Raw genomic sequence first — 11,868 nt, 5'->3', positions numbered from 1 at the left:
AGGTTAGTGCTGCACAAGCAGCTGACGGGTCTTGTCCAGGGCCATCTGGGCCCGTTGCAGGGCGCTCACGCCCTGTTCATACAACTGCCGGGTGGGGATCTCCAGGCTCAAGGGGATCGATGCCGGCAGGCTGCGCAGCAGCCCCCCCAGGTCACAATCGCCGTCGCCTGGAAAGCGCCGCTCGTTGCGGGCCTGGCGCAAGATCTCGGCCATGTCGTCTGGGCGCGGGCCGGCCACGTCGCACAACTGAGCATATCGCAGGCGCGTCGGCGCGACCTGACGCAACTCATCCAGCGACGACGCCGAGCGATCGAAGTGGAAAGCGTCGACCAGCACACAGCCATTGTCACGCCCGGCCTGTTCGACGATGCGCAGGGCCTGGGTGAGGTCCTTGGCGTCGGTCCAGGGCATGAACTCCAGGTGCGGATGTAGGCCGTACTGCCGGGCCAGGTCGCACAGGGCGGCGAAGTTGTCGGTCAGGCGTTGCTCGTCCGGATCGTTGCCGGCCACCAACAGTTCACTGGCACCGAACTCGGCGCCCACAGCCAGCAAGGCTTCAAAATCGGCTACGCGGGTTTGTGGCTTGAGACGCAGGATCTCCACGTCCAGCACGCTGATGCCGGTATCGCGCAAGCGCGCGGCGGTGCGGCGGCGCAGGTCGGCGTCGGCCACCAGCGCAAAGTGATGCTCCTCGGGGGTTGCCGGCTCGAGGCGCAAGCCGACATGGCTGTAGCCAGCCCGGGCGGCGACCTCGACCATCGCTTCGGGAGACAGCTCCAGCACTGTCAGGGCAGCCAGGGACATCACGCGTTGACTCATTGTTGTTATCTCGCAGAATGGGTTTTGGTTATTTAGAACCATGTTCCATTTTCAATGCAAGGGAAATTGATAGCAGCGCGGGGCAAGCCCGCGTCTACAGGGTGGGATCAAATGAACAATTCGGAAGCGGGGCTTGCCGCCGACAATTCAGCTGCGGCCGCCAACAGCACTGGCGCCAGCTCGTGCATGCGCGCCTCGCTCATGCGTGCGCTGGGCCCGGCCACGCTGAGCACGCCCACCGCATGGCCATCGATCGGGTGGCGCACCACCGCTGCCAGTGCCGAGGTCCCCACCGCCGAGCTTTCCACTACCCAGGCATAACCGTGCTCGCGCGCCAGGCGCAGGCGCTCGAGCAATTCGGCATTGGAGGCCGGGGCGTTGGGGCCGAAGTCTTCACGCCGGGCAATACCCTGGCGCTCCACCAGCACCAGGGCCTGGGCATCGCTCAGGCTCGACAGCCAGGCATGCCCGGAAGCGGTATAGAACAGCGGCGCATCACGGCCCATGTCCGGGTCGTAGCGCAGGCCCGAGCGGGCGCCCTGGGCCTTGGCGATCCAGGTCTGGCGGTCGCCGTCGATCACCCCCAGGCGGACCAGCTCACCGGTCTGCTGCGCCAGCTGGTCGAGAATCGGCTGAACGATATCGGCACCGCTGCTGGCCAGGTAGCGAAACCCCATGGCCACCAGCCGGGTGCTCAGGTGATAGCGGCTGCTTTCGGCGTTCTGGCGCACATAGCCCAGGCGCATCAGCTCGGCGAGCATGCGGTGGGTGGCGCTCTTGGGAATATCCAGCTCTTCGGCCAGGGTCTGCAATGGCAGGCCGCGGGGTTCGCTGGTAAGGCGTTCAACAAGGCTGAACGCGCGTTCGATCTGACTGCCGGCCATGGTCACGGTCCCTGAAAATTGTGCCGATTCTAAAGAGCCGCGGGCAAAGCGCAAATCACTGTCCGATCTTCGCCCACTTTGTCTGCCTGGCCACTTGGCCGCGAGACCTCCCGAATCATAGAATATGGAATCTTGTTCCAGAATATAACAAAACCTATTCTTCGAGGAGACACTGCCCATGGCTGTCGATACCCCCACGTCCTCTCGCGTGGATTGCGATGTACTGGTCATCGGTTCCGGTGCTGCCGGTCTGTCGGCGGCGGTAACCGCTGCCTGGCACGGGCAGAAAGTCATCGTGGTGGAAAAGGATGCAGTGTTCGGCGGAGCCACCGCCTGGTCCGGCGGCTGGATGTGGGTGCCCTGCAACCCCTTGGCGCAACGCGCCGGTATCATCGAAGAGCGCTCACAGCCGCGCACTTACCTGGAGCATGAACTGGGCGAGCGTTTCGACGGGAAGATGATCGATGCCTTTCTCGACGCTGCCCCGCGCATGGTGTCGTTCTTCGAGCGCCACACCGCCTTGCAGTTTGCCGACGGCAATTGGATTGCCGACATTCATGGACAGACCCCGGGGGCCGGCACCGGTGGGCGCTCGGTGATTGCCGCGCCCTATGACGGGCGCCAGGTAGGCAAACTGCTCAAGCGCCTGCGCAAGACGATGCGCGAAACCTCCTTCATCGGCATGCCGATCATGGCCGGCAAAGACCTCGGCGCCTTCCTCACCCTTACCCGCTCGTGGCGCTCGATGCTGCATGTGAGTAAACGCGTCGGCCGCCACCTGCTCGACCTGGCGCTGCACGGTCGCGCCCTGCAACTGGTCAATGGCGTGGCCCTGGTGGCCCGCCTGGCCAAGTCGGCACAGGACCTGGGGGTACTGTTGTGGGAGTCGGCGCCGGCAAAATCACTGATTCATGACCAGGGCCGGGTCAGCGGCGCCGTGATCGATACCGCGCGTGGCCCGATTACCGTGCATGCCCGCAAGGCGGTGGTACTGGCAGCCGGTGGCTTTGCCAACGACATCGAGCGGCGCAAGGCGCTGTTTCCCCGCACGCCCACCGGAAACGAACACCTGGCCTTGCCGCCCCTGGGCGTCAATGGCGACGGATTGCGCCTGGGCGAAAGCGCCGGCGGCCAGGTGGCTGACGACCTGCACAGCCCGGTGGCCTGGGCGCCGGTGTCGCGCGTGCCACACAAGGACGGCTCGGTCGGGCACTTTCCGCACATCATCGAGCGCGGCAAGCCCGGCATCATCGGCGTGCTGGCCAACGGCAAACGCTTCGTCAACGAAGCCGACGGCTATTACGACTATGTCAGCGCCATGGTTGCCCAGGCACCGGGCGACACGGTGGCGTCGTGGCTCATCTGCAGCCATGCCTTCCAGCGTCGTTATGGGTTGGGTATTTCCCGGCCTTTCCCGCTGCCGGTGCAGCCGTACATTGCCTCGGGCTACTTGAAAACCGGCGCCACCCTCGACGCACTTGCGCGCGCTTGCGGCATCGACCCGCAGGGTTTGAGCGACACCGTGAGCGAATACAACCGCCACGCCCGCCAGGGCGAAGACCCGCTGTTCGGGCGCGGCTCGACGCCCTACAACCGCAAACAGGGCGACGCCCTGCACGGGCCGAACCCGTGCGTTGCGCCCATCGAACAAGGGCCGTTCTATGCGGTGAAAGTGGAGCCGGGATGCTTCGGCACCTTTGCAGGGCTCAAGACCAATGAACATGCCCAAGTGCTCGACAGCCAGCGCCAGCCCATTGCCGGTCTCTACGCGGCAGGGACCGACATGGCCAGCATCATGGGTGGGCACTACCCTGCGGGGGGAATCAACCTGGGGCCGGCGGCGACCTTCGGATACATCGCCGCGCGGCATATCGCCGGCGTCACCGACGACGAATGATCTCCCACAGCAGGAGCGGGCTCGCCCCGCGATGGCCGGCAGCCAGCCAATTCGCTGTCGCCTGGATGACGGCCGCCTTGCGGCCGATCGCGGCAAGCCAGCTCAGATACCACCATCAAAAATCGAAAAACACCGTCTCGCCTTCACCCTGGATGCGGATGTCGAAGCGATAGGCCAGCTTGCCGTCCACTTCACAGCGAGTCGCTACCAAGGTCTCGCGACGCTGAGTCTGCTCGATCAGGTTCAGCACCGGGCACTGCGCATTGGCTTGGGCCTCATCATCGAAATACAGCCGCGTCTGCAGGTGAATATTGATCCCCCGCGCAAACAGGCTGACGTTGATGTGCGGCGCCATCGGCACACCCGCTGCGTTGCACACCACACCCGGCTTGACGGTGTGCAGGGTCCACTCGCCGGCATCGAAGGTGGTGGCGGTACGGCCAAAGCTGTTGAACGGCTGCTCCAGGTCGAAATCGCCCTGGTACTGGCCATTGTGGTCGGCCTGCCAGAACTCCAGGAACGAGTCCCGGACCAGGTGCCCGTTGCCGTCGTAGACGTTGCCAAACACCAGGATATGCTCACCCGGTGCATCCTGGCGGGCCATGCGGTTCCAGATCTCCTGGTCGCGGGTCGGGTTGCCCGCCGCTTCCAGGGCCAGGCCGATGTGTACATAGGGGCCGGCAGTCTGCGAAGGGGTTTCCGGCAGCAGTTGAATAGGCATGGTCACCTCCTCAGCGGTTTTCGAAGTGGGTCTTGCGCTGGCCGCGCAACACGATGTCGAAGCGATAGGCCAGGCTGTCCATCGGGTTGGCGTTGCTCATGTCCAACCGGGCAATCAGGCTTTGCACCGCATCCGGGTTGGCGATCGACTTGACGATCGGGCACATCGGGATCAACGGATCGCCTTCGAAATACAGCTGGGTGATCAACCGGGTGGCAATCGACGGGCCGCTGATCGACACGTGGATATGCGCCGGGCGCCAGTCGTTGGGGCCGTTGCGCCAGGGGTACGGGCCCGGCTTGATGGTGCGGAAGCTGTAGTAGCCTTCGCTGTCGGTCAGCGCCCGGCCGACACCGCCGAAATTCGGGTCCAACGGGGCCAGGTAGCGGTCGTTCTTGTGGCGGTAGCGGCCACCGGCGTTGGCCTGCCAGATCTCCACCAGGGTGTGCGGGATCGGCTTGCCGTACTGGTCGCACACGCGGCCGGCGAGGATGATCCGCTCACCGATCGGCAGGCCGCCATTGTTGAAGTTGAGCAGCAGGTCGTGGTCATGCTCGCCGAACTTCAAGTGGGAGAAGTCCGGGCCGGTGCTTTCGCTGATCGACTGGGGAATGCTCACCAGTGCCTGGCGCGGCGAACGGGCAATGGAGGTTTTGTAGTCCGGGGTCAAGGCCTTGGGGTGCCAGTTACGATCACGGATAGCGAAGCGACTGTTGTCTTGGGCAGACATGCCGTTCTCCTGTCTTGGAATTATTGGAACACCTGGGCGTGGCAGGCGAGCTTGCAGTTTCCGACAGGTTGGGCGTCGGCGATATTGAAAAGAGCCCCCTCACACATAACCATATGGTTATGAGTATTCCAGGAATCTGACAGAGCGAGCCGCGGTGAACTAATCTTTGAGCTCATGTTTCCAAGCTCGGGAGAGCACTCATGCAATGGCGAAAAGGCAGGCGCAGCGACAATGTGGTCGATGCCCGTGGCGAGGGCGGTGGCGGCATGCGCTTCGGCGCAGGCAAGGGCCTGAGCATCGGTGCAATCCTGCTGATCGTCGGCGTCGGTTGGATAACCGGGCAGGATCCACTGCAGATTCTTGGCCAGTTGGCCGGGCAGATGGACCAGCAAAGCGCACCGGTCAGCACCGGTACCACCAAGACGCCGCCGGCCAACGATGAGCAGGCGGAGTTCGTCGCCTCGATCCTGGGCGACACCGAAGACACCTGGCGGGCGATCTTCGCCCAGGCCGGCCGCCAGTACAAAGACCCGACCCTGACCCTGTTCAGCGGCCAGATCAACTCCGCCTGCGGCTTCGCCTCATCGGCGGTCGGCCCCTTCTATTGCCCGGCCGACCAGAAGGTCTACCTGGACATGAGTTTCTTCCGCGAAATGGAGCAGCGCTTCGCCGCCGCGGGCGATTTCGCCCAGGCCTACGTGATTGCCCACGAAGTCGGCCACCACGTGCAGACACTGCTCGGCGTGTCGGCCAAGGTCCAGGCGGCACGCCAACGGGGCGAGCGCATGGAAGGCGACAACGGCCTGCTGGTGCGCCAGGAGCTGCAGGCCGACTGCCTGGCCGGCGTGTGGGCCTACCAGGCGCAGCAACGCTTGAACTGGCTGGAGCCGGGCGACATCGAAGAAGCCCTCAATGCCGCCAACGCCATTGGCGATGACCGCCTGCAGCAGAAGGGCCAGGGCCGGGTAGTACCGGACTCCTTCACCCACGGCACCTCGCAGCAACGCGTGCGCTGGTTCAAGACCGGCTTCGCCAAGGGCGACATCAATCAGTGCGATACCTTCACCACTCGCTCGCTGTAACCTCTCGCGCCTGATGCACGGCAGCCCGCTCGGGCTGCCGTATACATACCCAGTAACGACCACCGGTCATTTTTGCTGAAAAAGCGTTTCAGCTCCGCGCCGAGCCGCCGATAACCCGTGCTCAAGTACATCGACTGGCTACAACAACAACCTTCCAGCGATACGGATCAAGACGCACAACGTTCCTGGAGGGATTGCATGAATAGCTGGTTTGCCAACATCAGCGTCAACCTGAAACTCGGCCTGGGCTTCGGCCTGGTGCTGCTGCTCACCAGCCTGCTGGCCCTGACCGGCTGGAACAGCATGAGTGGGCTGATCGACCGCAGTAACTGGATGAGCGATATCACCCAGCTCAACAGCGACCTGACCAACCTGCGTATCACTCGCCTGCAGTACATGCTGACCAACGGCGACGATGCCTCCGCCGGTACCGTACAGGTCAAGTTGAATACCTTCAGCGAACAGCAGCAAAAGCTGCTCAAGAGCTTCAAGAGCCCGGAGAACGTCAAGTTGCTCCAGGACCTGGGCCAGACCATCGGCGAATACCAGGTGTCGATCAACAAGATGCGCGCCGGCTACAAGACCAGCCTTGCCGCGCGCGACGCCATGAACCTGGCTGCCTCGCGCGCCATCGACCTGGTCGAGGCGATCAACCGCGACATCCTCGCCCTGCCGGAAGGCGATGCCAGCCGACTGGAACAGTTCCGCACCATCACCCAGGCCAAGGAGCAGTTGTTCCAGGTGCGCCTGGCCGTGCGCAGCTACATTGCCGACATCAGCAGCGAAGCCGAACAATTGGCCCTGCGCCAGCTCGATGGTGCCCTGGCCGAGATCGTCAGCCTGAACCGCCAGATGCCCAACGAAGCCGCTCGCATCCAGCAGTTCGAAAGCGCAGTGCTGGCCTACCGCGATGCCGTGCGTCAGTTCCGCGATGCCACCGCCGACGTCGCCGTTGCCCGCCAGGAAATGACCGTACAAGGCGCCACCATCGTCAAGATCAGCGATGCGCTGTACAAGATCCAGCTTGAACGCCGTGACAGCGAAAGTGCCCAGGCCCGTACCCTGCAACTGACCGCCACCCTGCTGGCGCTGCTGGTGGGTGTACTGGCTGCGGTGATCATCACCCGCCAGATCACCCGCCCCCTGCGCGAGACCCTGGCCGTGGTGGAAAAAATCGCCGCCGGCGACCTCACTCACAACCTGCGCGTTACTCGCCGCGACGAACTGGGCGTACTGCAACAAGGCATCCAGCGCATGGGCTCGACCCTGCGCGACCTGATCAGCGGCATCCGCGATGGCGTCACGCAGATTGCCAGCGCCGCCGAAGAACTCTCGGCCGTGACCGAAGAAACCAGCGCCGGGGTCAACAGCCAGAAGGTCGAGACCGACCAGGTCGCCACCGCCATGCACGAAATGGCCGCCACCGTGCAGGAAGTGGCGCGCAATGCCGAGCATGCCTCTGCCGCCGCCACCGATGCCGACTCCCAAGCCCGTGCCGGTGATCAAGTCGTAGCCGAGGCCATCAGCCAAATCGAACGCCTGGCCGAAGAAGTGCATCGCTCCACCGAAGCCATGGGCCTGCTGCAGCAGGAAAGCCAGAAGATCGGCAGCGTCATGGACGTGATCAAGTCAGTGGCCGAGCAAACCAACCTGCTGGCCCTGAACGCGGCCATCGAAGCGGCTCGTGCCGGTGAAGCCGGCCGCGGCTTTGCGGTGGTGGCCGACGAGGTGCGTGGCCTGGCCCAGCGCACGCAGAAGTCCACTGAAGAGATCGAAGAGTTGGTGGCCGGCCTGCAGAGCGGTACCCAGCAGGTGGCCAATGTGATGCTCGGCAGCCGCAACCTGACCGACAGCAGCGTCGAGCTGACCCGCAAGGCCGGTGCCTCGCTGGAAAGCATCACCCGCACCGTGTCCAACATCCAGTCGATGAACCAGCAGATTGCCGCGGCGGCCGAACAGCAGAGCGCGGTAGCCGAGCAGATCAGCCGCAGCATCATCAACGTGCGCGATGTGTCGGAACAGACCGCTGCGGCCAGCGACGAGACCGCGGCCTCGAGTGTCGAGCTGGCCCGCTTGGGCAATCAATTGCAGACAATGGTCAGCCACTTCCGGGTGTAAACAACTGCTTGTGCTTGCCCCGTGACTTGTCGGGGCAAGCATCAGCAGTGGAGCTGGGGCGCTTGGTTTGCGTGCACAGGCCGGCCCTATCACCGACCGCTCTGCGGCTGATCGCCGGCAAACCCGGGCACAGTGCAGTTCCTTACTTGACGACTTGCCCCACACCGCGCCCACGCGGATCGGAAGCCGTCTCCAGCGCCGTGCCGTTCACACGGATTGCCTGGATATCACCCATCTCCCAACCCTGATCCTCCAAGGTGTAGCCCATCTTCTTCAGCTCCTGCGCCACCTCGCCGGTCAGCGGTGCATAGGCATCGAAGTAGATGGTGTCCTTGGGCAGCAACTGGTGATGAACCCGCTGCGCCGCCACGGCTTTTTCCAGTGGCAGGTTGTAGTCGTAGAGGTTGTTCAGCACCTGGAAGATCGAGGTGAAGATCCGCGAGCCACCAGGCGTACCCAGCACCAGGGTGACCTTGCCGTCACGGGTGACCAGGGTCGGGGCCATTGACGAGAGCATGCGCTTGCCTGGTTCGATGGCGTTGGCATCACCACCCACCACACCAAAGGCGTTGGCGACACCCGGCTTGGAGCTGAAGTCGTCCATCTCGTCATTGAGCAGGAAGCCTGCACCCTTGACCACGACACCACTGCCGTAGTCCCAGTTCAGGGTGTAGGTGTTGCTCACCGCGTTGCCCTGCTTGTCGACGATCGAGAAGTGGGTGGTCTGATGCGGCTCGAGGCCCGGGCGGACTTTTTCGGTTGCGGAAATCGCCGTCGGGTTGACCTCCTGGGCGCGCTTGGCCAGGTAGTCCTTGGCAATCAACTTATCCACCGGCACCTTGGAAAACGCAGGATCGCCCAGGTAGTCGGCACGGTCGGCGAACACGCGTTTCTCGATTTCCGCCAGCAGGTGGATATAGCGCGCCGAATTCAGTTCCACGCCCTTGAAGTCGGCCGCGCGGTTTTCCTTGATGCCCAGCAGCTGCGCCAGGGCTACGCCGCCGGAGCTTGGCAGCGGTGCGGTGTAGACCATGTTGCCGCGCCACTCGATTCCCATCGGGTCACGCCATACCGCTTTGTAGTCCTTGAGGTCGTCCTTGCTGATCAGGCCTTTGTCGGCCTGCATCTGCGCCACCAGCAGGTCGGCCGTCTTGCCTTGGTAGAACTCGCTCACGCCCTTGTCGGCAATGCGCTCCAGGGTTTGCGCCAGCTCCGGTTGCTTGAAGGTCTCGCCGACTTTCATGCTGCCGAAGTAATCGTTGAAGTTGGTGCTGTCCTTGAACAGGCCCAGGGCATCCTCACGGTACTGATACTGCTTGGCGGCAATCTTGAAGCCGTTCTTCGCGTAGCCCACCGCCGGGGTGATCAGCTCGGCCCACGGCAGCTTGCCGAACTTCTGGTGAGCCTCCCACAACCCCATCACCGTACCCGGCACACCGGCGGCGCGGGCGCCGACCAGGCTCAGGTTCTCGATGATCTCGCCCTTTTCGTCCAGGTACATGTTGCGACTGGCGGCCTTGGGCGCCACTTCGCGGTAGTCGAGGAAGTAAGGCTTGCCGTCCATGTACAGGGTCATGAAACCACCGCCGCCGATGTTGCCGGCTTCGGGGTAGGTCACGGCCAGGGTGAACGCGGTGGCGACGGCGGCGTCGACCGCGTTGCCGCCTTTTTTGAGGACTTCGGCGGCCACCTGTGCACCATATTGATCAGGTGCGGCTACTGCGCCACCTTCCAGCGTCACGGCGTAAGCCGATGAACTGGCGATTATCGCGGCACTCAGGCCCAGGGTTCGGAACATCACAACGCGCATGAGAGCTTCCTTGGTGTTGTTTTCGTTGAACAGCCATTAAGGCTTATGTCCGAAAACTAATCAAACACCGCAAGCGCATGCGCCGCAGACAGGCAGGTTTTGTCGCCGCCGGACTGCTCAGCAGGCGTAGGCCGCCAGCTTGTGCTGGATGAAATCGAGAAAGCACTGGATGCGCAGCGCCAGCTGCGAGTTACGGTAGTACACCGCGTTGATCGGCTGGCGATAGCCGCTGTTGTGTTCGCCGAGCACCACCTGCAGGCGGCCGGCACGGATGTCTTCGTGGGTCATGAAGTGCGACAGGCAAACGATGCCCTCGCCGGCCAGGGCCAGTTCGCGCAGGGTTTCGCCACTGGACGCCGACAGGCTCGGGCGGATCAGCAAGCGGTCACCCTCGACATGGCGCAATGGCCAGTGGTTTAGGGTTTCGGTCTGGGTGAACCCAAGCAGTGAATGCGCCTGCAGGTCTTCAACTCGCCCGGGCGTGCCATGGCGCGCCAGGTAGGCGGGGCTGGCCAGCACGTTCAACGGGCTGCAACCGAGCGAGCGGGCATGCAGGCTGGAGTCGGCCAGTTCGCCGATGCGAATGGCAACGTCGGTGCTTTGCTCGATCAGGTCGATGATCAGGTCGCTGGTATTGAGCTCCAGCTGGATCTGCGGGTACAGCGCGCGGAACTCGCCGACCCAGGGCACGATGGCGTGCAGCATGAAGGGCAAGGCGGCATTGATGCGCAAGCGCCCCGAGGGTGTCTGGTGGTGGACCGACAGGTGCTCCTCGAGGTCATCCATCTGCTGCAGGATCGACTTGGCCCGCTCGAAGAAAAACCGCCCCTCCTCGGTCAGGTCCATGCGCCGGGTGGTGCGGTTGATCAGCGTGGTGCCCAGTTTGGCTTCCAGGCGCGACAGGCTGCGGCTGATCGCCGAAGGCGTCTGCCCACCCTGCTCGGCGGCAGCGGAAATCGAGCCGCACTCGATGACCGAGACGAACACCTGCAATTCATCGGACCTGGCTTTCACGGCTGTACCTTGGGGTGAGCGACAGCCGTGATAGATAGCCGCTTGGCGCGGCCAACGCAAGGCCTCATCAGGCCGGGATCTTGAAAACCCGGGCCAGGTGCTGCTCGTAGGCGGCCACGGCAGCCTCAACGTTCGGGCGCTTCATCACATCCACCGCCAGGTAGGTTGGCAGGCCGGTCATGCCGAGGAACTGGTTGGCCTTGTGAAAGGGGAAGTACACCGCATCCACGCCCTTGCCTTCGAAGAAATCGCTGGGGTCGTCGAACGCCTGCTGCGGCGCGTTCCAGGTCAGCGACAGCATGTACTGCTTGCCGTGGATCAGGCCGCCGCTGCCGTACTTTTGCGAGGCATCGGAACGGGTGCGGCCATCGCTGGCGTACAGGCTGCCGTGGCCGGCGGTGAAGACTTCGTCCAGGTACTGCTTGACGGTCCAGGGAGCGCCCATCCACCAGCCGGGCATCTGATAGATGATCACGTCGGCCCAGAGGAATTTTTCCACCTCTTCGGTATTGTCGTAGCCGCCGTCGATGTAGGTGGTCTTGACGTCGAAGCCTGCACGGTCGAGCAATGCCAGGGCGGCCTCGTGCAGAGTCTCGTTCAGACGACCATCGGAGTGGGCGAATTTTTTACCGCCATTGAGCAACAGGACCTTTTTCATCACTTGCCTCATCTGTCGTTCGATCCGCTGCTGCGTCTTGGCGGCCTGGGATCGGGTGAATTTGGATGGCGGCAGATTAGAGGGCGGCGAGCGCGGGAAAAACCACCGCGCAGACAAAAGGCTTTTGACTGAAAA

The 11,868-nt window shown here is 63.4% G+C and carries 10 protein-coding genes; 3 read left to right on the top strand and 7 right to left on the bottom strand.

What is annotated here, in order from left to right:
• Nucleotides 1-3: 3 nt before the first annotated feature.
• Together NPS58_RS22950 and NPS58_RS22945 are read right to left on the bottom strand one after the other, a co-directional pair.
• Complete coding sequence (locus NPS58_RS22950) at nucleotides 4-819, bottom strand: sugar phosphate isomerase/epimerase family protein (RefSeq protein WP_274117541.1); 816 nt, start codon at nucleotides 817-819, stop codon at nucleotides 4-6.
• 107 nt (nucleotides 820-926) lie between these two features.
• On the bottom strand, nucleotides 927-1,703 hold the full coding sequence (locus NPS58_RS22945; protein WP_274117540.1) for an IclR family transcriptional regulator: 777 nt from the start codon (nucleotides 1,701-1,703) through the stop codon (nucleotides 927-929).
• A gap of 178 nt (nucleotides 1,704-1,881) precedes the next feature.
• On the opposite strand from NPS58_RS22945, the gene NPS58_RS22940 reads away from it, so the two are divergent.
• Nucleotides 1,882-3,600 (top strand): FAD-dependent oxidoreductase, encoded by a 1,719-nt coding sequence (locus NPS58_RS22940; protein WP_274117539.1) that lies wholly within the window; start codon nucleotides 1,882-1,884, stop codon nucleotides 3,598-3,600.
• A gap of 115 nt (nucleotides 3,601-3,715) precedes the next feature.
• Here the strand turns inward: NPS58_RS22940 and pcaG are convergent, their stop codons facing one another.
• The gene (gene pcaG, locus NPS58_RS22935) at nucleotides 3,716-4,321 is read right to left on the bottom strand and encodes a protocatechuate 3,4-dioxygenase subunit alpha (RefSeq protein ID WP_274117538.1); all 606 of its coding nucleotides are present in this window, start codon (nucleotides 4,319-4,321) and stop codon (nucleotides 3,716-3,718) included.
• A gap of 10 nt (nucleotides 4,322-4,331) precedes the next feature.
• Nucleotides 4,332-5,051 carry a protocatechuate 3,4-dioxygenase subunit beta gene (pcaH, locus tag NPS58_RS22930; RefSeq protein ID WP_274117537.1) on the bottom strand — a complete coding sequence of 240 codons (720 nt, stop codon included), beginning with the start codon at nucleotides 5,049-5,051 and terminating at the stop codon, nucleotides 4,332-4,334.
• Between the two features lie 200 nt (nucleotides 5,052-5,251).
• Here pcaH and ypfJ point away from each other — a divergent pair, with 200 nt between their 5' ends.
• Together ypfJ and NPS58_RS22920 are read left to right on the top strand one after the other, a co-directional pair.
• Complete coding sequence (gene ypfJ / locus NPS58_RS22925) at nucleotides 5,252-6,133, top strand: KPN_02809 family neutral zinc metallopeptidase (RefSeq protein ID WP_274117536.1); 882 nt, start codon at nucleotides 5,252-5,254, stop codon at nucleotides 6,131-6,133.
• A gap of 198 nt (nucleotides 6,134-6,331) precedes the next feature.
• Complete coding sequence (locus NPS58_RS22920) at nucleotides 6,332-8,251, top strand: methyl-accepting chemotaxis protein (RefSeq protein WP_274117535.1); 1,920 nt, start codon at nucleotides 6,332-6,334, stop codon at nucleotides 8,249-8,251.
• A gap of 142 nt (nucleotides 8,252-8,393) precedes the next feature.
• Here the strand turns inward: NPS58_RS22920 and ggt are convergent, their stop codons facing one another.
• The 3 genes from ggt to NPS58_RS22905 all read right to left on the bottom strand — a co-directional run bounded on the left by ggt (nucleotide 8,394) and on the right by NPS58_RS22905 (nucleotide 11,733).
• On the bottom strand, nucleotides 8,394-10,061 hold the full coding sequence (gene ggt, locus NPS58_RS22915; RefSeq protein ID WP_274117534.1) for a gamma-glutamyltransferase: 1,668 nt from the start codon (nucleotides 10,059-10,061) through the stop codon (nucleotides 8,394-8,396).
• A 117-nt stretch (nucleotides 10,062-10,178) separates the two neighbouring features.
• The gene (locus NPS58_RS22910; protein WP_274117533.1) at nucleotides 10,179-11,075 is read right to left on the bottom strand and encodes a LysR family transcriptional regulator; all 897 of its coding nucleotides are present in this window, start codon (nucleotides 11,073-11,075) and stop codon (nucleotides 10,179-10,181) included.
• Between the two features lie 67 nt (nucleotides 11,076-11,142).
• Complete coding sequence (locus NPS58_RS22905; RefSeq protein WP_274117532.1) at nucleotides 11,143-11,733, bottom strand: NAD(P)H-dependent oxidoreductase; 591 nt, start codon at nucleotides 11,731-11,733, stop codon at nucleotides 11,143-11,145.
• Between the last annotated feature and the right edge of the window lie 135 nt (nucleotides 11,734-11,868).

Source organism: Pseudomonas putida (assembly GCF_028682455.1).
GTDB lineage: Bacteria > Pseudomonadota > Gammaproteobacteria > Pseudomonadales > Pseudomonadaceae > Aquipseudomonas > Aquipseudomonas putida_AA.
This window is presented reverse-complemented; position numbering and strand designations above follow the sequence as displayed.

What these genes read in the sequence shown, in the direction of transcription:
- NPS58_RS22950 (WP_274117541.1), bottom strand. Translation starts at nt 819, where the DNA reads ATGAGTCAACGCGTGATGTCCCTGGCTGCCCTGACAGTGCTGGAGCTG.
- NPS58_RS22945 (WP_274117540.1), bottom strand. Translation starts at nt 1,703, where the DNA reads ATGGCCGGCAGTCAGATCGAACGCGCGTTCAGCCTTGTTGAACGCCTT.
- NPS58_RS22940 (WP_274117539.1), top strand. Translation starts at nt 1,882, where the DNA reads ATGGCTGTCGATACCCCCACGTCCTCTCGCGTGGATTGCGATGTACTG.
- pcaG (WP_274117538.1), bottom strand. Translation starts at nt 4,321, where the DNA reads ATGCCTATTCAACTGCTGCCGGAAACCCCTTCGCAGACTGCCGGCCCC.
- pcaH (WP_274117537.1), bottom strand. Translation starts at nt 5,051, where the DNA reads ATGTCTGCCCAAGACAACAGTCGCTTCGCTATCCGTGATCGTAACTGG.
- ypfJ (WP_274117536.1), top strand. Translation starts at nt 5,252, where the DNA reads ATGCAATGGCGAAAAGGCAGGCGCAGCGACAATGTGGTCGATGCCCGT.
- NPS58_RS22920 (WP_274117535.1), top strand. Translation starts at nt 6,332, where the DNA reads ATGAATAGCTGGTTTGCCAACATCAGCGTCAACCTGAAACTCGGCCTG.
- ggt (WP_274117534.1), bottom strand. Translation starts at nt 10,061, where the DNA reads ATGCGCGTTGTGATGTTCCGAACCCTGGGCCTGAGTGCCGCGATAATC.
- NPS58_RS22905 (WP_274117532.1), bottom strand. Translation starts at nt 11,733, where the DNA reads ATGAAAAAGGTCCTGTTGCTCAATGGCGGTAAAAAATTCGCCCACTCC.